We start from the raw sequence: 20400 nt of genomic DNA on the forward strand, positions 1-20400 counted from the left end.
CTCAGCGCGTGTCCGTGACTGCGTAGCGCGCGGCCTGGCGCAGCCGCGCCGCGTCGGCCGGAAAGGTCCGCCGCAGTGCCGCCTGTGCCGCCTGCGCGCGGTCGCGTGCCGCGGCGCCGCCGTCGCGCCGCCACAGGCAGCCGGCCGCGACCGCTTCGGCATGCAGGCGCTGCGGATCGTCGGCCGCGGTTTCGGCGCGCGCGAGTACGGCGACGGCCTCCTCGGCGAGCGCGCAGTCGCTCGGCCCGAGCGCGAATTCCACCTCGGCGCGTTCGGTCAGCGTCCTGGCCAGATGCGAGGGTTTCGGCGAGGCATGCGCGCGCAGCAGGCCGAGTGCCTCGTCGACGCGCGCTTTCGCATCGCCGAGCCGGCCCTGCTCGCGCGCCGCGCCGGCGCTGCCGGTCAGGCTGAACGCGACGTCGGTCGGATCGCCGCCGGCGCGGCGGATCGCCAGCGCAGCGTCCCAGAGCCGCTCGGCCTCGGCCCAGTGACCGAGCGCGTATTCGGTCGTCGCCAGGTTGTTGAGCGTCGCGCCGAGCTTGCGCGAGCCGGGCGGCTCGGTGGCCTGCACGCCGGCCAGCGACTCCTTCATTGCCGCGTTCGCGCCGGCATAGTCGTGCGCGCGCAGCAGGCTGAAGGCCAGGTTGTTGAGGCGGATCTGCACGTAGCCGTGGGCGTCGCCGTAGAGCCGGCGCGTGATCGCCAGCGCCTCGCGGCGCAGCGCGACCGCCTCGCCGGCCTCGCTGGCGGCGGTGTAGGTATTGGCCAGCGCGTCCAGCGCATCGGCCAGCCGCGCCGGATTGTCCTCGGGTGCGGCGCGCAGCGCCGCGACCACCGGCGTCAGCACCGCGCGCGCGTCGGCGACGCGGTCCTGCTCGTCGTAGGCCCAGCTCAGCGTGATCGCCGCGCTCGCGGTCTGGCTGTCGCCGGGTCCGCGCGTGGCGCCGAACAGCGCGACGCCGCGTGCCATGTCGTCGATCGCGCCGGCGGCATCGCCGAGTGCGAGCCGGTTGATGCCGCGCGACACCAGCAGGTCGGCCGCCAGCTCGCCGTCGGCCGCCTCGGCCGGCAGCAGGGCAGCGGCCTCGTCCAGATGCCGTCCGGCCAGTGCCAGATCGTCGCCGCCGCCGCGGCTGCGGCCCATCAGCACCAGCGCGCGCACGCGCTTGAGCGTGTCGGCGGGCAGGGCCTCGCGCTGCACGGCCAGGGCGCGCTCGAACAGCGGATAGGCGCGGCCGAGATCGCCGATGCCCAGATACGCCTCGCCCATCGCGACGAGCAGGCCGTAGCGCATCGCCGCATCGTCTAGGCGTTGCCGGTCGATGCGCTCGACGCCGCGCTGCAGCAGCTCCTCGGCGGTGACCTTGCGGCCGCGCGTCAATGCCGGATCGGCGCTGCGGAAGATGTCGAGCAGGAACTGGATCGTCTGTTCGGCCTTGCCGCTTTCGCTGCGCGCCAGATCGCGCTGCGCGCGCGCCTCGGCGGCCTGCCAGAGTGCCACGGCCAGTCCGGCCGACAGCGCGAGCACGGCGGCGGCGGCGAGGCCGGCGGCCAGCGCATGCCGGCGCAGGAAGCGGCCGGTGCGGTAGCGCCAGTCGCCGCGTCGCGCGGTGACCGGCCGTCCCGCCAGGTAGCGCTCCAGATCGGCCGCGAACTCGGCCACCGATGCGTAGCGGTGCGCCGGATCCTTGCGCAGCGCCTTGAGCACGATCGCGTCGAGATCGCCGCGCAGCGCGCGATGCAGGCGCCGCGACACCGGCGCTTCGGATGCGCCGTCGGCCTGCAGCACGGCCTGGCTCGGCCGCGCCGGCTCCTGGTCGAGGATCGCCCGCTCGTACGCAGCCGGCGTGCTGCGTTCGAGGCGGTACGGCCGCCGGCCGGTCAGCAGCTCGTACAGCAGCAGGCCGAGCGCGTGCACATCGACCGCGGTGGTCACCGGCTCGCCGCGCACCTGCTCGGGCGCGGCGTACTCGGGCGTGAACACGCGTGCGGCGCTGACGCCGGCGTCGCCGGCATCGACCAGCTTGGCGATGCCGAAATCGAGCAGCTTGACCTCGCCGGCCGGCGTGACCAGCAGGTTCGACGGCTTGAGGTCGCGATGCACGATCAGCCGCGCATGCGCATGCGCGACCGCCGCACAGACGATCAGGAACAGGCGCAACCGCGCTGCGATGCCGAGTCCGGCGCGGTCGCAGTATGTGCGCAGGTCGACGCCGTCGACGTACTCGAGCGCCAGCCACGGGCGGTCCTCGCCGTCGACGCCGCCGTCGATCAGCCGCGCGATGTTCGGATGGGTCAGGCCGGCCAGGATCTGCCGCTCGGCGCGGAAGCGAGTGTGGCCGTCGGCGGCGTCCCAGCCGCTGCGGATCAGCTTGATCGCGACCTGCTGCGCGAACTGGCCGTCGGCGCGCTCGGCCAGCCAGACCGTGCCCATGCCGCCGCGGCCGATCTCGCGCAGCAGACGGAACGGACCGACGCGCCGCCCGGTCAGATCGGCCTGCGCCGGGCGGCCGGCCAGATCGTCGAGCAGGTCCGGCGCCTGCGCCGCGAGATCGGTTTCGAGCTGGCGGCCGCGGTCGGCGGCGAGCAGCGCCAGCACGTCGGCGTGCAGCGCGTCCTCGCCGGGCGCCAGGGCGTGCAGGCGGTCGTGCCACTGCGCCGGCGGCGTGTCGGCCAGTTCGTCGAAGAGGGCGCGCACGCGGCGCCAGTTCTGCGCATCCACGATGTCTCTCCCCTTGGTACAGGTCGCGGGCGTGCGGCCGCCGGCCTCAGCCGCTGCCGAGTCGCTGTTGCAGGAACGCCTTGGCCGCCCGCGTGTCGCGCTTGATCGTCGGTTCGGAGACCTCGAGCAGGGCCGCGATGTCCTTGACCTCCAGGCCGGCGAAGAAGCGCAGCTCGACGACCTTGACCAGCCGCTCGTCGAGCGCGGCCAGCGCATCGAGGGCCGCGTCGATCGCCAGCAGCTGCTCGGCCTGCGCGTCGACCGGCAACGGCTGGCCCTCCAGCGCGTCGAGGTCGACGTGCTCGGCGCCGCCGCCGCGCCGGTCGGCCAGGCGCGCCCGCGCGTAGTCGATCGCGACCTGCCGCATCGCGCGCGCCGCGGTCGCGAAGAAATGCGAGCGGTTCGCATAGTCCATGCCGCCGCCGTCGAACAGTTTCAGATAGGCCTCGTTGACCAGGGCGCGGGTGTCGAGCGTGTGCCCCGAGCGCTGCCGCCGCAGCTGCGCGCGTGCGATGCGCAGCATGTCCTCGTAGACCAGGGCGAGCAGCCGGTCGCGGCCTTCGGCGTCGTGTGCCTGGGCCAGGGCGGAGGTGATCGCGGGCGATGGCTCGACCATCGCCCGATGGTAGCGATTCGCCGCCGCGCTGTCCGTGCGCGGCCGCGCCGGATGCGCGGCGGCGCACGGCCGGTGATCCGGCCTGGGTTCATGCCCGGCCGCTCACTCCAGATCGTCGGCGAAGATCCCGTCGTTGCCGAGCCGCGCGACGGTCAGGTCGTAGTTCTGCGGCGAGGCACGCAGCGAGTGGCCGGCGACGATCAGGCGGCCGGCCTGCGAGGCGATGCGTGTGCCGTAGTCGAACTCGCCCGGCAGCACGAAATCCAGGTATACGCGGCCGTTGCTGCCGAATGCCGGATCCGGTGAGCCGTCGCGTCTCAGTCGCAGCACCGCCATGTCGAGCGCGAAGGCCTCCGTGGCACGGCGCGTGCCGATCAGCGCGATCCGTCCGTCGCTCTGCACGAGGAGGTCGTCGGTCACCAGCGAGTGGCCGTCCTCGATCAGCACGCGGCCGTTGCTGCCGAAGCCGGCATCGAGCGTCAGCAGGGGCGCCGGCACGATCTTGTACGCAAACAGGCGGTAGCGCACGCTCGAATCGGCGATCTGCGTATTGCCGATCACCAGGATCGTGCCGTCGCGCAGGACGCGCACGCCGGTGGCGGCCTCGTCGCGGTTGAACGGCGCGCCGCCGTCGATCGCCAGGCCCGCGAAACCGGCGCCGGCCTGGAAGCCGGGGTCGGGATTGCCGCTGACCGACAGGATCGCCATGAGCGCCGAGGTGCCGTTCTCCGCGTCGGGCGAGCCGAACTCGCCGACCACGACGTACTTGCCGTCCGTGGTCAGGTCGATCGCATTGAAGCGGGTGACCGGTGTCGGCCCGAGCTGATAGGCGCGCTTGCCCTGGATGCCGTAGGTCGCGTCGAAGCTGCCGTCGCCGCGCAGTCGCGCGATCGCGCCCAGCTCGACGCCGCCGGGCAGGCGGGTGGTGCCGACCAGCAGGATGCGTCCTTCCGGTTCGACCAGCAGGTCGTTGACGACGTCGGCACGCTCCTCGTTCTGCGTATCGAACGCGATCGTCACGCAGGCGCTGCCGATCGCGGTGAACGGCAGCGGCTGGCCCTGCGGCGTGTAGCGGCACAGGTGGAAATCGGTATTGGTGCCGCTCACGGTGCGGAAGCCCGCGACCAGCAGGTTGCCGGCGCCGTCGAAGCGCGCGCGCCGCGCGGTCAGGTCCGCCGCGGACGAGTAGACGGTGCCGCCGACGCCGAACGACTCGTCGCGGATGCCCGCGGCGGTCAGGCGCGTGATCGCCTGGCGCGAGCCGCCGGCGGTCTGCGCGGTGCCGACCAGATAGATCGATCCGTCCGGCGCGACCAGCGCACCGGCCGACTGGTCGGCGTTGCCGCCACCCTGGTCGTGGGCGATGACGTTGCGGCCGGTGCCGAAGATGCCGAAGTTCGAATCGAGCAGGCCGTCCTGGGCATGGACGGCGCCGGCGGCGAGGGCCAGCGCGAGCGCGGGCATGGCGATGGAGCGGTGCATGGGTCGATCTCCTGGAGGAGGGCAGGCGCCCCCGATGTCCGGACATACGCAGTGCGCTGCGGCCAGGGATCATCGAAGCGCTCCGCCGCGACATTCGCGCGCAGCCGCGGCGCCCGCCTTAGCACGCCGGGGCGAATCCGGTAGAGTCGATGCGGGCGCGCCGCGGCGTGCCCGCCGCCGCCGCCGAGAAGCCGTTCCGTCCATGCCGTCCGCGCCCACCCGCCATGCAGCGCCCCCCGGTGCCGCGCCGGCTCCGTCCGGCGAAGCCGGCGCGGTGCGGCGCGCGATCGTGCGCGTGCGCGACGGCCGGACGCAGCGCGAGGACGACTGGATCGCGGCCGAGATTCCGGTGGCGCTGCGCTACAACGGCCAGCCGCACGTCGTGATGATGGCGACGCCGGCCGATCTGGAGGATTTCGCGCTCGGCTTCTCGCTGAGCGAGGCGGTGATCGCCGATCCGGCCGAGCTGCAGGACGTCGCGGTCGAGCCGCGGCTCGAAGGCATCGAAGTCGCGATGACGGTGCCGACTGCGCGCGCCGAGGCGGTGGCCGCCCGGCAGCGCAACCTGACCGGCCGCAGCAGCTGCGGCCTGTGCGGCACGCAGGCGCTGGAAGACGTCGTGCGGCATCCGCCGCCGGTCGGCGCCGGACCAGCCGTCGACACGGCGGCCGTGCAGCGCGCCCTGGCCGCGCTGGCGGCCGCGCAGCCGGTCAATGCGCTGACCGGCGCCACCCATGCCGCCGCCTGGGCCGATTCGGCCGGCGCGCTGCAGCTGGTGCGCGAGGACGTCGGCCGCCACAACGCGCTCGACAAGCTGATCGGCGCGATCGCGCGCGCGAAGCTCGACACCGCAACGGGCTTTCTCGTCGTCACCAGCCGCGCCAGCTACGAGATGGTGCAGAAGGCCGCCACCGTCGGCATCACGCTGATGGTCGCGATCTCGGCGCCGACCGCGCTGGCGATCCATCTGGCCGATTCGGCCGGCCTGACCCTGGTCGGCTTCGCGCGGCGCGACGGCCATGCCGTCTACACTCATCCGCATCGCATCCTCGCTACGGAGCCCTGACCGATGGACGTCGAAAGACTCGTACAGATGGCCAACGACATCGCCGCCTACTTCGTGTCCGACCCGGACCGCGAAGCCGGCATCGACGGCATGCTCGGCCATATCCAGCGCTTCTGGGAGCCGCGCATGCGGCGCCAGATCGTCGCGCACTGGCAGGCCGGCGGCGCCGGCCTCTCGGCGCTGGCCGCAGAGGCGGTCGCGCGCCTCGCCCAGGCCGAGGTGCGCAGCGCCTGACCGGACAGCAGCTCGCCGATGAACGCGGGCTCGCTGGCGCTGAACGAAATTCAAACGAACGCTTGAAAGTTGCCGGGCGAACGGGCCTGATACGCCCCGGGAGACCCAGGGCAACTTTCAGGCATCGAGTTCGACCAATGACAATATCCCCACGCATCTTCACCCTGCCGGCCCTGGCCGCGCTGCCGCTCGCGCTCGCGGTCGGTCTCGGCGCCGGTCATGCGCATGCCAGCGCGTTCCAGCTCAAGGAAAACAGCGTCAAGGCGATGGGCCGGGCGTTCGCCGGCGCCGGCGCCGCCCCCGACGACTACGCGGTCGTCGTCAACAATCCGGCGGCGATGCTCGACCTGCCCGGCAGCGGCTTCCAGTTCGACGTCACCGCGATCCAGGTCAGCGCCAAGTTCTCCGGCAGCGGCACCGACGCGCTCGGCCGGCCGATCAGCGGTGGCGACGGCGGCGACGGCGGCGGCACCAAGCCGGTGCCGGCGATCTACTACGTCGCGCCGATCAACGACCGCCTCAGCCTCGGCGCGGCGCTGACGGTGCCGTTCGGCTTCGTCACCGACTACAACACGGGCTGGGTCGGCCGCTATCAGGCCTACAAGTCCGACCTGCAGGTGCCGGCGCTGACGTTCTCGGGCGCGTTCCGCCTCAACGACGCGTTCTCGATCGGCCTCAGCGCGATCGCGCAGCGTGCCAAGGCCGACCTGTCCAATGCGATCGACCTCGGCGCGGTGCTGGCCGGACCGACCCAGGGCGCGATCCTGCCGCAGGGCGCCGACGGCCGCATCCGCATGGTCGGCCACGACTGGGCCTACGGCTGGCAGGCCGGCCTGCTCTGGAAGCCGACCGATGCCGACCGCATCGGCCTCAACTACCACTCCAAGATCAAGCACGAGCTGTCCGGCGACGCGACGTTCCAGGTGCCGGCCGCGGTCGCGCCGCTGCTCGACCCGGCGTTCACCAATACGCGCGGCCACGCCACGCTGAACACGCCGGCGTTCACCGAGCTCAGCTGGTGGCACACCGTCAACGACCGGCTCAGCCTCGGCGCCAGCGTCGCCTATACCGAGTGGTCGAGCTTCCAGGCGCTGACGATCGACTTCGACAATCCGGCGCAGCCCGCCGCGACCGAGCCGTTCGGCTGGCGCGACACCTGGTTCGGCTCGATCGGCGGCGACTACAAGCTCAACGAGGTCTGGACGCTGCGCGCCGGTTTCGCGGTCGACGGCACGCCGACGCATGCCGATACGCGCACGCCGCGCGTGCCGGACGCGACGCGGCGCTGGGTCAGCGTCGGCGTCGGCTACAAGCCGAGCGAGACGCTGGAGATCAACGCCGGCTACACGCATCTGTTCGTCAACGATGCGCACGTCGACACGATCAACGCGACCGGCAACCGCCTGACCGGCGTCTTCGACAACTACTCGAACCTGCTCGGCGTCTCCGGCATCGTACGGTTCTGAGCATGATCGTCCGCACTGTGCGGACGTTCGCTGAGACGAAACGGCCATCCGCGCCAGCGGGTGGCCGTTTCGTCGCCAGGGCGGCGTGGCGAAGTCGCGTGCGAGCGCGGCGCATCGGCGACAGGCGAACACGGTGAGCCGCCGCGGCAGCGGCACGATGACGCGCGGCCTCTCGCGTCGCGCGCTCAGCCGCCGCGCCGCTGTTCCTCGAGCGTCAGCGCGACCTTGTCGCGCAGATAGACCGGCAGCGCGAGTTCGGCGGCGACGCCGTGGCCGGCGCGCGCCAGCGGCGCGGCCAGACGCGCGACCGCGCCGGCCTGCGGATAGCGCTGGCCGTCCGCGTACAGCGGATCGGCCGGCAGGTGCGCGCGCAACGCATCCGGAAACGCCGTCCAGCCGGTGCCGACCACGGCCCAGCACGCGGCCGCCGGCAGGCGCAGCGCGGTCGCCGCGCCGACGCTTTCGTCACCGAGCGCTTCGAGGCCGCCGTCGGCGGTCGGCCGGAACGCGCCGGCATAGACCTCGCCCATGCGCGCGTCGATGACCGCCAGCGTCGCGTCCTGGCCGACGTCCGGCGCCTGCAGCGCCAGCGCGGCCAGCGAAGAGATCGTGATCACCGGCCGGTCGAGCGCGAGCGCGATGCCTTGCGCCGCCGCGATCGCCAGCCGAACGCCGGTGAACGCGCCGGGACCGCGCCCGACCGCGATCGCGTCGAGCTGGCGCCGCGAGAGGCCGGCCTCGGCCAGGACCGCCTCGCACATCGGCAGCAGCAGCTCGGCGTGCCGGCGCGGCGCCAGCTCGCAGCGCTCGACGAGGCCGGCATCGGTCAGCACGGCGGCCGAGCAGGCTTCGGTGGCGGTTTCGATCGCGAGGAGATTCACGGCGGCGGCACGGTCGGGGTGCGGCAGGTTAGCACGCAGTCCTTCGGCGGCCTGCCCGCCGCCCCGGTGCCACGACCGGCGCTGCGTGCGCCGGCCTCGGCCGTCGCGCGGCGTGGTCGCCCGATGCCTCCTCGCGTGCGGCGGCGGGCCCGCTGTGCGCCATCGTGGCGTCGGGATAGCATGGCGGCCGCCGGCCGTGCCCGACGGGCCGATGCGTGCACCAGGGGAGGCTCGCGATGCCGCTGGACCCGTGGATTCCGCGCGAAGTCTCGTGGACGTTCGCGGCGATCGTCGCCGTGCTGGTGGTCGCCAGCGTGATCGTCGCACTGATGCGCCGTGGCGCCGGCGCCGGCCGGCACGCGGAGCTGGCCGCGCGCGTCAACGCCTGGTGGGTGATGGTGGCGGTGTTCGCGATCGCGATCGCGTTCCGCCGCGGCGTGGCGATCGGCTTCTTCGCGATCCTGTCGTTCCTCGCGCTGAAGGAATACCTGTCGCTGATCCCGACCCGCCGCGCCGACCGGCGCGTGCTGTTCTGGGCGTACCTGGCCGTTCCGCTGCAGTACCTGTGGGTCTACCAGGCCTGGTATCACATGTTCCTGGTGTTCATCCCGGTCTGGGCGTTCCTGTTCATCGCGATGCGCATGGTGCTCTCGGGCGAGACGCGCGACTTCCTGCGCGCGGCCGGCACGATCCACTGGGGCCTGATGACGATGGTGTTCGGCCTCAGTCATCTGGCCTATCTGCTGGTGCTGCCCGATGCCGGGCCGGTTCGGCCCGGCGCGCCGACGCATGGTGCCGGCCTGCTGCTGTTCGTCGTGCTGCTGACGCAGTTCAACGACGTGCTGCAGTACGTCTGGGGGCGTCTGCTCGGGCGGCACAAAGTGATTCCGAGCGTCAGCCCGAACAAGACCGTCGAGGGCCTGCTCGGCGGCGCGCTGACGACGACGGCGATCGCGTTCTTCCTGGCGCCGGTGCTGACGCCGCTGACGCCGCCGCATGCCATTGCGGCGGGTCTGATGATCGGCTTCGGCGGCTTCATCGGCGATGTGACGATCTCCGCGCTCAAACGCGATCTCGGCGTCAAGGACAGCGGCACGCTGATTCCCGGTCATGGCGGACTGCTCGATCGCATCGACAGCCTGCTGTTCACGGCGCCGCTGTTCTTCCACTTCATGAAGTATTTCTACTACTGATGGGCTTCGTGCTGCGGGCGCTGTTCTACGGCGTGATCGTGCGCGTCGTCGTGCTGTTCGTGCTCGGCCTCAACGTGCGTCATCGCGAGCGCCTGCCCGGTCGCGGCCCGGCGATCCTCGCCGCCAACCACAACAGCCATCTCGACGCGATGGCGCTGATCAGCCTGCTGCCGCTGCGCCTGCTGCCGCGCGTGCGGCCGGTCGCGGCGGCCGACTACTTCCTGCGCAACCGCCTGCTGGCCTGGTTCGCGCTGAACGTGGTCGGCATCGTGCCGCTGAATCGCCAGCGCCGCGATCCGGACGAGGATCTGCTGGCGCCGGTCGTCGACGCGCTCGATCGCGGGCAGATCCTGGTGTTCTTTCCGGAAGGCTCGCGCGGCGAGCCCGAGCAGGTCGCCGAGTACAAGACCGGCCTGGCGCGCATCGCCGAACGCCGGCCCGAGGTGCCGATCGTGCCGGTGTTCACGCACGGGCTCGGCAAGTCGCTGCCGAAGGGCGAGTGGCTGATCGTGCCGTTCTTCGTCGACGTGTTCGTCGGCGAGACGCTGCGCTACGAAGGCGACCGTGCACAGTTCATGGCACGCTACCGTGACAGCATGCAGGCACTGGCCGGCGAGGAGGCGAGGTCGCGATGGGAATGATCCGATACCGGCTGCCGGCGCGGCACTCGCGTCGCGGTGCCGCCGTGCGATCGGGGGCGGCATCGCGCCCGCCCGGATTCGCCGCGATGCTGTTGTTCGCTTGGGCGCTCGCAGCGCCGGGCCTGCATGCCGAGTCCGATCTGACCCTGGCCGACGGGCGCCGCATCGCCGTGATCGATCTCGTCGAGGTCGAGCCGGAGGCTGGCGAGCGGACGCTGATCCTCGAGTACCGGACCGAGCTGGAACTCGCCGACCGGCCCGCGCTCGAGGCCGAGATCGAGGCGGTCTGGCAGGCCTTGCGCGCCACCGTCGAGGCCGCCGGCGTCTCCCGCGCGGCGATCAAGGCGATGGCCCCGCCGACCGGCTTCCTGCGCAAGCGTTCGCGCGCGTCGGAAACCTACGTATACCGGCGCGCTGCCGACGGCGAATGGCTGCGCCGCTGAGCGCTGCGCAGGGGGCGAAGCGTGCACGAGGCCGGCCAGCGATGTGCTGGCGTTGCGAAAAGAGCAACCTATGGGTTGCGTTTCGCATCCGGTGCGCGTAGCGTACACGCAACCAGGAGGTTGCATATGACCGATAATACCGATCGCATCGAAAAGCAGGTCGTGCTCAAGGCACCGCGCGAGCGCGTCTGGCAGGCCATCAGCGACGCCCGCCGGTTCGGCATCTGGTTCGGCGTCGAGATCGCCGGGCCGTTCGTCGCCGGCGAGCGCGTCAGCGGGCGTCTCGTGCCGACCCGTGTCGACGAGGCACTCGCCCGCAAGCAGGCGCCGTACGAGGGCACGGTCTTCGACTTCTTCGTCGAACGCATCGAACCGCCGCGCCACTTCTCGTTCCGCTGGCATCCGTGCGCGGTCGAGCCGGGCGCCGACTATTCAAAGGAGCCGACGACGCTGATCGTCTTCACGCTGGAGGAAGTGCCGGAGGGCACGCGGCTGACGATCACCGAGTCGGGCTTCGACCAGGTGCCGCTGGCGCGTCGTGCGGCGGCGTTCGCCGCCAACGAGGAAGGCTGGCGCGAACAGCTGCGCCTGATCGAGAAGTATCTCGAGCAGACCGAGCAGAGCGCGTGACGGCATGAGGGCTTCCGCGTCCCAGGCCCGGCTGATCGAGGCCGCGCCGGTATTCGCCGCCCTCGGCGACCCGGCGCGGCTGACCCTGGTCTCGCGCCTGTGCAGCGAGGGGCCGTTGTCGATCGTGCGTCTGACCGAGGGCGCCCGGATGTCGCGCCAGGCCGTCACCAAGCATCTCTATGCACTGTCCGACGCCGGCCTCGTGCACAGCGAGCGCAGCGGCCGCGAGCGCGTCTGGCAGCTGCGACCGCGCCGGATCGAGGAAATCCGCCGCCACCTCGATCAGATCTCGCTGCAGTGGGACGCGGCGCTCGACCGGCTGCGCGTGCTGGTCGAAGACGGCTGAGCCGCTCGAGCCGAACGGATCGCGGCGCGTCCGCGCATCGCGCGCGCCGCCGCCGATCCGCGCCGCCGCATCGGCGCATGCCGGGCCTCACGGCTCGATCAGGATCGGCGTGCCGTCGGCGACCTGAGCATAGATGACGTCCATGTCCTCGTCGGTGACCGCGATGCAGCCGTCGGTCCAGTCGAACGGGCGGAACCACGCGTTGCCGCCGTGGATCATGATGTCGCCGCCCGGCGGATGGCCGCCTTCGCGTGCGCGGCGGCGGTCCTGCGCATCGGGATACGAGACGCGCAGGCTCAGGTGGAAGCGGCTGTCCGGATTGCGGCCGCTGATCGTGTAGGCGCCTTCGGGCGTGCGTTCGTCGCCTTCCCGCTGCTTGTGCCCGAGCGGCCGGTCACCGAGCCGGATCGCATAGACACCGATCGCGTCCTCGCCGCGATCAGCAGCCCGGACAGCAGGGCGCGACGCATCGGGCAGCCGCGGCGCTCCGATCGACGGCGATGCGCGGTTCGGGCCATCGCCTCGCGACTCGAGACGGCCGGTGCTCAGGCCGACCCGACGGCGGGTTCGGCGGCGAGCGGTACGGGCGCCGGACCGAGCCGCTTCACGAAGGTGGCGCGAACGCGCTCGGATTTCATGAAGTAGGCGATCCAGATCGCCGCAGTCAGGGCCTGTCGGACGAGACCGGCGATGTCCTTGGTCTCGAATGTGGCCGTCGGCAACAGGGCCATCAGTCCGGAATCGAACACAGTGTAGAGGACGCTGGCGATCAGCATGCGGATGTACCAATACGGCGCGCTGGTGCGTCGCTGGTAGAAGAGCACGCAGACCAGACCCCAGAACACCATCAGGCCGAGGATGCCGATCACCTCGAACAATAGCGCCGGTGCCCACAGCGGATGGTAGTTGTCGGCTCCATAGGTCGTCAGAACGGACCACGTGGCCGGTGTCAGTGCAGATGAGAGGTTATAGAGGCCGAACATCATCACGAACGGCGTCACCGTCACGCCCAGCGTCGCCAGCCCGAGCCAGCCGCGAAGGCCGCTCGGCGCCGAAGGCGAGGCGGGTAGGCCGATCGGCGCGGGATCACCGTGCCAGGCACGGACCGCGAGCCAGATCCACAATCCCAGTGCCATCGCGCCGACCATCAGAATCAGCCAGTTGATGCGGTCGGCCGGACCGCCGGCAGCCACGCGTGCCGGATCGCTCCAGTAGAGCTGATAGAACGTATTGTCGCGTGCCTTGGCGATATTGCCGGCGTAGCGCACCGCGTCATCGGCAGGCACTGCGTCCTTGAGCGATCGGTAGCGGTCGGTGATCGAAAACCGCTTCGGTCCGGGCGAGATCGTGCGCTCGAAGACGAAGGCCGGATCCTCGACCACGATTCGGTCGGCCTTGATCGTCCATTCCTCGGGCAGGTTCACCTCGGTGACCACGGTCAGATCGCTCGGATGAGCCACGGCGATCGGCGCCGTGCGGGCTGCGGCGGCCGGCACACGCAGGACTTCGAGCGTATCAGGCACTGATAGGGTCGCCTTGAATCGTCGGTCTTCTTCGGACCACTCGGCGAGGTCGGCGATCGAATAGTGCTCGGTGACCGTGATGCGATTGGTCCGCTCGTCGTCTTGTACCTGCATCGGTGCGGTCACGCTGATGTCCGGATAGGCGCCGGAATAGAAATTGAGATAGGACTTCTGCAGTGCTTCGCCGTTGGACGATGCGATCGCCTGGCGCAGGGTGTCGGCCCGCTCGCCCGAGGCCGTCGTGGTGACGGTCAGCGCGACCGGCTGATCCAGGCCGGCCTTGGCGTCATAGCTCAGTCGCACTTCGCGTGCCGGCGCCGGCCGATCGTCCGGCGCCATCGGCGTCAACGCCTGCGTCTGCGGATCGACGACCAGGGCGAGGCCGAAGTCGGCCTGGGTCAGATGGGCCAGATCGGCCATCTGCGGCTGGCGGGTCGGATCCAGCCAGTACTGCGCGTCGCCGACGCGCGCCCGCACCAGCACATGGTCGAAGACGCCTGGCGAAGGCTGGCGGCCGGCGGCGCCGCGCCGCAGTTCGGTGTTGACGAAGGCGGCGCGCGCGTCGATGCCGAGGCGATCGAGCAGCGTCAACAGCAGCAGCGTCTTGTCCTTGCAGTCACCGAACCTGCGCTCCAGTACCGTATCGGGCGCGTTCGGCGCGTGCGAGCCGGCGCCGATCATGACACCCAGATAGCGGATGTCGCGCTGGACGAACCGCAGCGCAGCCAGCAGGCGTCCTTCCTCGCTGGATTCGGCCTGCGCAATCCGGTCCGCTTCCCGTTGCAGCGTCGTACTCGGCGAGCCGGGCGTGCGATACAGCGGCCAGGCCCATCGGGCCACGGCGTTCCAGTCGTGGAACGCGCTCCACTGGACGGCCGGCCGCGGATCGTACCAGCCCGGTTCGTCCGCTTCGGTGATCAGCGCCGGCACGTCGTCGTGCTGCCAGACATGCACGCGTAGGCCCTGCCGTGAGCGAATGCGCGCTTCCAGCGAGGTCTCGCGCGGCTGCAGTTCGACCGCGGAGCCCTCCGGGACGGCGATGCCGACGTGCACGCGTGCGACCGGCACATCGAACCGCAGCCCCAGACGACCGAACGAATGGTCGCCGAAGACCGGATTCCAGCCGCGAACGCTGTAGGCATAGTCGACGACGTCGCCGACGCGCACATCTTCCAGCAGGATGGAAGCGGTCTTGCTGCCGTCATAGATGCGCCGCTCCAGCTCGGTCTCGCGCTGGAGCATGCGGACGTTGGCGTGGCCGAGCTTGGGAATCGCCGCCCCCTCGCGGATCACGTCGATCCAGTGCAGCTCTAGCGTTTGGTACGACGGATCGAATGCGATGCTGATGTTGGCGATCGACTGCACGCCTTCGGACGTGACGGCCTGGCTGGCGATGCGGTGGAAGCGCACGCGATCGCGCGGGTCGGCCTTCTCCTGCGAGTCGCTCAGCAGGTAGTAGACGCCGCCGCTCACCTGAGCGCGCAGCGAGTCGTTCGGCGTGCCGCGTTCGACTCGTGTGGCCCAGTCGGGAGCCGGTCCGACGCGGTATTCCGCTGCCGCAGCAGCCGGGTTCGGCTGCGCGAGCCAGGCGACGGCGAGCGCCCAGAGTGCCCGCCCCGCCATGTGGAAGCCGCGACGCGCCATCGCGCGCGCCTGATGCATCGAGCCTACCCCGATCACGAATGCCGTCCCCTGGATGTCCATCCCCAAGGACGGATCGCGCGATGTTCCCCGATCGGGGGCGTCGAGGCCAGCCCGGGGCGGGCGGCGGCGATCGAGCGAGGATGTCGTCAGCAGCAACTCCGCTTCGAGGCGCACGGCCGTCTGTCCTGGTTCTATCCTGCGTGCCCGTGCAGCCGGAACGAGGTGACGATGTGGTCGATGAGCTGATCTGGCCCGATACGCGCGCGCTGGACCTGTTCGGGATCGAACGGCCGATCCTGCAGGCGCCGATGGCCGGTGCCGGCGGCGCCGCGCTCGCCGCGGCCGTCGCCGAGGGCGGCGGGCTCGGTGCGATTCCGTGCGCGGCGCTGGAGCGCGACGAGGCCGCGGCCGAGGTCGCGGCGTTCCGTGCGCGTACGCGCGCGCCGCTCAATCTCAACTTTTTCTGCCATGCGCCGCCGTCGCTCGATCCGCAGCGCTGGCAGGCCTGGCTGGCGCGCCTCGCGCCGTACTACGCCGAGCGGCAGGTCGCGGCGCCGCAGACGATGCCGGTCGCGACACGGCAGCCGTTCGACGCGGCCGCCTGCGCGTTCGTCGAGGCGGTGCGGCCGCAGGTCGTCAGTTTCCATTTCGGATTGCCGCCGGCCGACCTGCTGGCGCGCGTCAGGGCGACCGGCGCAGTCGTGATCGGATCGGCGACGACGGTGCGCGAGGCGTGCTGGCTGGCCGCGCACGGCGTCGATGCGGTCATCGCGCAAGGCGCCGAGGCCGGCGGCCATCGCGGCATGTTTCTGAGCGACGATGTCGCCACCCAGGTCGGCCTGTTCGCATTGCTGCCGCAGGTGGTCGACGCCGTCGACGTGCCGGTGATCGCCGCCGGCGGCATCGCCGACGGGCGCGGCATCGCGGCCGCGTTCGCGCTTGGGGCCTGCGCGGTGCAGATCGGCACGGCCTACCTGTTCTGTCCGGAGGCGAGGATTCCGGCCGCGCATCGTGCCGCGCTGCGTAGCGGCGGCGATGCCGATACCGCGCTGACCAACCTGTTCAGCGGCCGGCTGGCGCGCGGCATCGTCAACCGGCTGATGCGCGAGCAGGGCCCGGTCGATCCGGCCGCACCGCCGTTTCCGCTGGCCGGCGCGGCACTGGCGCCGTTGCGGGCACAGGATGCGACCGGTGATTTCGGCTCGTTGTGGTCCGGTCAGGCGCGCGCCCTGGCGGTCGAACTGCCGGCCGCCGCGCTGACGCGGCGACTTGCCGAGCAGGCGGCGGCCCAGCTGGCCCGGCCAAGCGCATCGCCGCCCATGACTTGAGCCTTGTGTGCGCCGCGATTGACTTCATGTGTGGAGTGAAAATCATTTCATGCTATAAATGAAGTCCATTCGAGAGGTGGCCATGGTGCCGATCCGATCCGTCCAGCCGGCAGCGCCGGAAACCGATACCCGCCTCATGGCGGGTGCCGCGTTGCGTGCGTTCTTTCGCATCGCCGAGGCCTGGGGCCTCAAGGCCGCCGAGCAGCGCATCCTGCTCGGCAGCCCGCCCGAATCGACGTTCTTCAAATGGAAGCGAGAACGCGACGGCAGCCTGCCGCGCGACACGTTCGAGCGCATCAGCTACGTGCTCGGCATCTATAAGGCGCTGCAACTGCTGTTTCCCGATCCGGTCCGGGCCGACGCCTGGATCCGCAAGCCCAACAGCGCCGAACCGTTCGGCGGCGGCAGCGCATTGGCGCGGATGCTGTCGGGCCAGGTGGCCGACCTCTACGTCGTGCGCGAGTATCTGGACGGCCAGCGGGGCGGGTGGGGCTGATGAGCGGCGAGGTGCCGCTCGCACAGGTGGTCTGGACACCGGCGCATCGGATCGTGTCGAGCCGGTTTCCGCCGGTCGGCCTGTGGGACCGCATCGCCGACCCGGCCGACTTCGAGGCGCTGGCCGCGCTCGAGGGCCTGACCAATCCGCGCCTGCGCGAATCGCTCGGCCAGCTCGCGCTGATACCGCCGCAGCGCCGCGTCGCCGGTCCCGGCACGACGCCGGTGATGGCGGCCTTCACGCATCTGGATCCGGCCGGCAGCCGGTTCTCGGACGGTCGCTACGGCGTGTTCTACGCGGCGCGCACGATCCAGACCGCGATCGAGGAGACGCGCTACCACCGTGAACGCTTCCTCGCGAGCACGCAGGAAGCGCCGATCGAACTGACGCTGCGCTGCTATGCGATGGACATCCGGTCCGAGCTGCACGATCTGCGCGGCGGCTACCGCGAGGCGCACGATCCGGTTGACTACGGCGCCAGTCAGGCACTCGGCCGCGCGCTGCGCGAGGCAGGTTCCAACGGCGTCGTCTACGACAGCGTGCGCCACGCCGGCGGCGAATGCGTCGGCGTGTTCTGGCCCGATCAGGTCGGGCCGTGCCGACAGACCCATCACCTGGGCTACTGGTGGGACGGTCGGCGCATCTCGCACGTGGTGCGCAAGACGCTGGTCGGCTGACGGAGACTCGGCGAACGGCCGGCTGCCCGTCCGTCCGTGTCGCGATCGTTCCGGTCCGGTCGACCGGCATGCTCGTCGAGCGACGCTCCGATCGGCCGGGAACCGCAACGGCGAAGAGGCCGAGTCCTGCAGGCACGCTCGACCGCCGACCGCCGACCGCCGACCGCATGCCGTGCGATGCGTCAGACCTGCATCGCTTGATGCTGCGCCCTCCGGCAGACTCCGGCGCGCTTCGCAGCGCCGCGCCGTCCGGGCTGCTGTCAGCGCTCGCTGCGCGGTCGTGGACGGATATCCTCGAAGTACGGCGTGAACGCCTGCACGAACGCGTTGCGCAGCACGCCGAGCACGGCCTGCCAGGTGCCGGTCTGCGCGTCGTCGATCGAGCCGCTGATCGGAATGCGCGTCGCGAACTGGTCGGCCGGGTGGTTCTTGAAGACGCTGACCACGCCCTGCGCCAGCGCTTCCCAGGCGATGCGCAGCGGGTTCTTGCCGTCCTTGCCGACGTCCTCGCGCCAGCTGAAGATCTTCAGATCGTGGAACAGCGGCTTGGCATAGCCGTCCAGACGGCCGTCGACCGCCTCCAGTTCGAGCACGATCTCGCCGCTGCCCGACTCGAGATCGAGATTCGCATAGGCCTGGGCCAGGTCGTTGAGCCGGGTCAGGTCGATGCCGAGCACGCGCAGCGCCAGGTCGAACGCGTCCATGCGGCCGAACGGATCGAAGTGCGCGTCGAGCTCCATCGACGCATCGCCGAACATCCGGCCGCGCGCGGTCAGCCCGGCGACGCGCTCGCCGGCCTCGTCGCGCACGTTGGTCAGATTGTCGATCCGCGCCTCCATATCGGTCATGCGCAGATCGACCGGCGGATCGGAGACGAAGTTGTGGAAGACCACGGTGCCGCCGTGGACGCGGATCTCGTCGATGCTGATCGGCACCAGGGCGTCGAGACGCTCGCGCCAGTCGACGCCGGCACCGGTCAGGCTGTCGGCCTCGTCGCTGCCGTCGACGAAATGCACGGTCGGCTGCTGGAAATCGACTTCGGCGACGACCGCGCCGTGCAGCAGCGCACGCCAGCTGACCAGCACGTCGACGCCGGGCGCGTCGAGCAGCGGCACCGGCACGCCGTCCTTCTCGATGCGCAGTCCCTCCAGGCGGTAGGCGCCGCGCCAGAGGCTGAGGTCCAGATCGGCGATGCGCCCGTGATAGGCGCCCATCGTCGCCAGCTGGTCGTTGATGACGTTCTTGAGCACCGGCGGCAGCGCCAGGCGCGCGGCGACCAGGACCAGCACGATGACGATCAGCGCGATCGCGCCCTTGCCAAGCCGTCTCATGGCCGCACCCCGATCGGCCGCGCGATCGAGGCGCGATCGCCGGCACGCCCGCGCGCGGCGGGTGCGGACTTCACGGGGCTGTCGGAAGCAGCGGATGCGGGCATGACGATCTCCGGCACGGACCGATACTCAGCGTGGCGCGGCGCGGATGGCTCCAGCGTGAACTGGCGCCGTCAGGTCAGCACCGAGGTCGCCTCGAACGGCAGCAGCCGGGCGCCGCCCGCGGTCAGCATCGCCTCGATGCGCGGCAGCGCCTCCTCTTCGGCGTCGACCACGACCAGGACGCGGCCGCTCTCGATCTCGGCCTCGAAGTGGCGCCGGATCGGGTTGGGCACGGTCGAGCCGACCAGGGCCGAACTCCAGGTGCCGACGGCCGCGCCGGCCAGCGTCAGCAAGGCGACGCCGGCGATCGTGATGCCGAGCGGCGGCACGCTGATCGCGGCAATGCCGGCCAGCAGTCCCATCGCGCCGCCGCCGGCCGCGCCGCGCATCGCCGCCGGCATCAGATCGCTCTCGACGTTGATGCGGTCGTCGGGGATCTGACGCAGCTCGATGTCGGATCGGGCAATCAGCGAGACGTCTTCGTCGGCGGCGCCGCAGGCCCGCGCCGTTGCCACGGCGGTCTCGGCGGCCGCCACATCGTTCACCGAAAACACACGTCGCTGTCTCATTGCGCTCTCCTCGCCGGAAACGAAGTCGACGTTCTGCTCGCGGACGGCTGAACCTGCGTCGAGCGGCCGTTCGATTGGGCAAGAAGCCAAGGCGATCGGGCATTGGCGGCAACCGGTCGTGCTCGTAGGCTGTCGAACATCGGGCCGACCGTCAGACCGCGCCCCGCCCGTCTGCAGGGGCGGTGCCCCGGCCCCGTCTGCCTGCTGACACCGCGTTGTCAGCAGGCCTTCCTTATCGTCGTTTCCCATCGTTCGCCTGCGACGGCCTGCCGCCGTGGACGTGCCGGCGCCCGACACGGCGATGACCTTCCATCCGGATCGAGGAAAACCCCCATGCGCAACATCGTCTATCTGTTCGTCTTCGACGGCTTCGCCGACTGGGGCAGCGCCCTGGCCCTGTGCGAGGTGCGCCGCCCCGGCGACTACCGGGTGCGGACCGTGGGCCTGCGCCGGGCGCCGGTGCAGTCGATGGGCGGCCTCGGCGTCGTGCCCGATCTGACGCTCGATGAGGTCGACACCCGCCATGGCGCGCTGATGATCCTGCCGGGCGGTGCCGCCTGGGAGCGCGGCGAGAACGCCGCGGTGACCGAGCGTCTGCCGCGCTGGCATGCGCACGGCATGGCGATCGGCGCGCTGTGCAGCGGCGTACTGGCGCTGGCGCGCGCCGGCCTGCTCGAGCGGCGCCGCCATACCGCCAATCACCCCGGCCACATCGAGACTTTCGTGCCCGGCTATGCCGGTACGGCCCATTACGATGCCGACGCGCTGGCGGTCGGCGAGGCCGGCATCCTCACCGCGAGCGCGGTCGGCGGCGTGGAGTTCGCGCGCGAAGTGATCCGGCTGCTCGATCTCTACGACAGCCGCGACACCGAGGCCTGGTATCGCCTGTTCAAGTACGGCGATCCGCCGTCCTGGCTGGTCGCCGAGACCGCGCCGGTCGCGGCCGTGGAGCGCTAGATGCGGTCTCTCGACGCCGGCATCGTGCGCGCGGCGGCCGGCGGCCGGCCTCG

At 71.2% G+C, this 20400-nt stretch carries 20 protein-coding genes; 12 read left to right on the top strand and 8 right to left on the bottom strand.

The window, feature by feature from the left end; all coding sequences use genetic code 11:
• Position 1 precedes the first annotated feature (1 nt).
• The 3 genes from VMR06_RS04530 to VMR06_RS04540 form a co-directional block, all read right to left on the bottom strand.
• Positions 2–2722 carry a serine/threonine-protein kinase gene (locus tag VMR06_RS04530; RefSeq protein WP_325373466.1) on the bottom strand — a complete coding sequence of 907 codons (2721 nt, stop codon included), beginning with the start codon at positions 2720–2722 and terminating at the stop codon, positions 2–4.
• Between the two features lie 46 nt (positions 2723–2768).
• Positions 2769–3338 carry an ECF-type sigma factor gene (locus VMR06_RS04535; protein WP_325373468.1) on the bottom strand — a complete coding sequence of 190 codons (570 nt, stop codon included), beginning with the start codon at positions 3336–3338 and terminating at the stop codon, positions 2769–2771.
• A gap of 102 nt (positions 3339–3440) precedes the next feature.
• Complete coding sequence (locus tag VMR06_RS04540) at positions 3441–4820, bottom strand: hypothetical protein (RefSeq protein ID WP_325373470.1); 1380 nt, start codon at positions 4818–4820, stop codon at positions 3441–3443.
• A gap of 202 nt (positions 4821–5022) precedes the next feature.
• Here VMR06_RS04540 and fdhD point away from each other — a divergent pair, with 202 nt between their 5' ends.
• The 3 genes from fdhD (at position 5023) to VMR06_RS04555 (ending at position 7586) form a co-directional block, all read left to right on the top strand.
• Entirely contained in the window at positions 5023–5886 is an 864-nt protein-coding gene (gene fdhD, locus VMR06_RS04545; RefSeq protein ID WP_325373472.1) for a formate dehydrogenase accessory sulfurtransferase FdhD, read from the top strand.
• A gap of 3 nt (positions 5887–5889) precedes the next feature.
• Positions 5890–6120, top strand: coding sequence for a formate dehydrogenase subunit delta (locus tag VMR06_RS04550; protein ID WP_325373474.1), 231 nt, complete (start codon positions 5890–5892; stop codon positions 6118–6120).
• 137 nt (positions 6121–6257) lie between these two features.
• Entirely contained in the window at positions 6258–7586 is a 1329-nt protein-coding gene (locus tag VMR06_RS04555) for an OmpP1/FadL family transporter (RefSeq protein WP_325373476.1), read from the top strand.
• 185 nt (positions 7587–7771) lie between these two features.
• Here VMR06_RS04555 and tsaB read toward each other — a convergent pair whose 3' ends face one another.
• Complete coding sequence (gene tsaB / locus VMR06_RS04560) at positions 7772–8467, bottom strand: tRNA (adenosine(37)-N6)-threonylcarbamoyltransferase complex dimerization subunit type 1 TsaB (RefSeq protein WP_325373477.1); 696 nt, start codon at positions 8465–8467, stop codon at positions 7772–7774.
• A gap of 236 nt (positions 8468–8703) precedes the next feature.
• Here tsaB and VMR06_RS04565 point away from each other — a divergent pair, with 236 nt between their 5' ends.
• The 5 genes from VMR06_RS04565 (at position 8704) to VMR06_RS04585 (ending at position 11720) form a co-directional block, all read left to right on the top strand.
• Positions 8704–9660 carry a phosphatidate cytidylyltransferase gene (locus tag VMR06_RS04565; protein ID WP_325373479.1) on the top strand — a complete coding sequence of 319 codons (957 nt, stop codon included), beginning with the start codon at positions 8704–8706 and terminating at the stop codon, positions 9658–9660.
• Complete coding sequence (locus tag VMR06_RS04570; protein ID WP_325373481.1) at positions 9660–10301, top strand: lysophospholipid acyltransferase family protein; 642 nt, start codon at positions 9660–9662, stop codon at positions 10299–10301. Before VMR06_RS04565 ends, VMR06_RS04570 begins: the two co-directional genes overlap by 1 nt.
• A gap of 86 nt (positions 10302–10387) precedes the next feature.
• Entirely contained in the window at positions 10388–10744 is a 357-nt protein-coding gene (locus tag VMR06_RS04575) for a hypothetical protein (protein WP_325373483.1), read from the top strand.
• 126 nt (positions 10745–10870) lie between these two features.
• Positions 10871–11374 carry an SRPBCC family protein gene (locus tag VMR06_RS04580; RefSeq protein WP_325373485.1) on the top strand — a complete coding sequence of 168 codons (504 nt, stop codon included), beginning with the start codon at positions 10871–10873 and terminating at the stop codon, positions 11372–11374.
• A gap of 4 nt (positions 11375–11378) precedes the next feature.
• A complete protein-coding gene (locus tag VMR06_RS04585; RefSeq protein WP_325373487.1) occupies positions 11379–11720 on the top strand; it encodes a metalloregulator ArsR/SmtB family transcription factor in 342 nt (113 codons plus the stop codon).
• Between the two features lie 87 nt (positions 11721–11807).
• Here VMR06_RS04585 and VMR06_RS04590 read toward each other — a convergent pair whose 3' ends face one another.
• Both VMR06_RS04590 and VMR06_RS04595 read right to left on the bottom strand, forming a co-directional pair.
• Positions 11808–12374, bottom strand: a complete 567-nt coding sequence (locus VMR06_RS04590) for a L,D-transpeptidase family protein (RefSeq protein ID WP_325373948.1) — start codon at positions 12372–12374, stop codon at positions 11808–11810.
• On the bottom strand, positions 12266–14923 hold the full coding sequence (locus VMR06_RS04595; protein WP_325373489.1) for a DUF3857 domain-containing protein: 2658 nt from the start codon (positions 14921–14923) through the stop codon (positions 12266–12268). Before VMR06_RS04595 ends, VMR06_RS04590 begins: the two co-directional genes overlap by 109 nt.
• A 194-nt stretch (positions 14924–15117) precedes the next feature.
• Between VMR06_RS04595 and VMR06_RS04600 the strand changes: the two genes are divergently transcribed.
• The 3 genes from VMR06_RS04600 to VMR06_RS04610 all read left to right on the top strand — a co-directional run bounded on the left by VMR06_RS04600 (position 15118) and on the right by VMR06_RS04610 (position 17388).
• Positions 15118–16215: a nitronate monooxygenase family protein gene (locus tag VMR06_RS04600; protein WP_325373491.1), complete on the top strand. Its 1098-nt coding sequence runs from the start codon at positions 15118–15120 to the stop codon at positions 16213–16215.
• 82 nt (positions 16216–16297) lie between these two features.
• The gene (locus VMR06_RS04605) at positions 16298–16711 is read left to right on the top strand and encodes an MbcA/ParS/Xre antitoxin family protein (protein WP_325373493.1); all 414 of its coding nucleotides are present in this window, start codon (positions 16298–16300) and stop codon (positions 16709–16711) included.
• Complete coding sequence (locus VMR06_RS04610) at positions 16711–17388, top strand: RES family NAD+ phosphorylase (RefSeq protein ID WP_325373495.1); 678 nt, start codon at positions 16711–16713, stop codon at positions 17386–17388. Before VMR06_RS04605 ends, VMR06_RS04610 begins: the two co-directional genes overlap by 1 nt.
• 260 nt (positions 17389–17648) lie before the next feature.
• Here VMR06_RS04610 and VMR06_RS04615 read toward each other — a convergent pair whose 3' ends face one another.
• On the bottom strand, positions 17649–18719 hold the full coding sequence (locus VMR06_RS04615; RefSeq protein ID WP_325373497.1) for a DUF748 domain-containing protein: 1071 nt from the start codon (positions 18717–18719) through the stop codon (positions 17649–17651).
• Positions 18720–18892: 173 nt separating this feature from the next.
• A complete protein-coding gene (locus VMR06_RS04620) occupies positions 18893–19390 on the bottom strand; it encodes a hypothetical protein (RefSeq protein ID WP_325373499.1) in 498 nt (165 codons plus the stop codon).
• A 333-nt stretch (positions 19391–19723) separates the two neighbouring features.
• Between VMR06_RS04620 and VMR06_RS04625 the strand changes: the two genes are divergently transcribed.
• The gene (locus VMR06_RS04625) at positions 19724–20347 is read left to right on the top strand and encodes a DJ-1/PfpI family protein (RefSeq protein ID WP_325373501.1); all 624 of its coding nucleotides are present in this window, start codon (positions 19724–19726) and stop codon (positions 20345–20347) included.
• Positions 20348–20400 lie beyond the last annotated feature (53 nt).

Origin of the sequence: Dokdonella sp., from assembly GCF_035511235.1 — a bacterium.
Taxonomy (GTDB): domain Bacteria; phylum Pseudomonadota; class Gammaproteobacteria; order Xanthomonadales; family Rhodanobacteraceae; genus Dokdonella.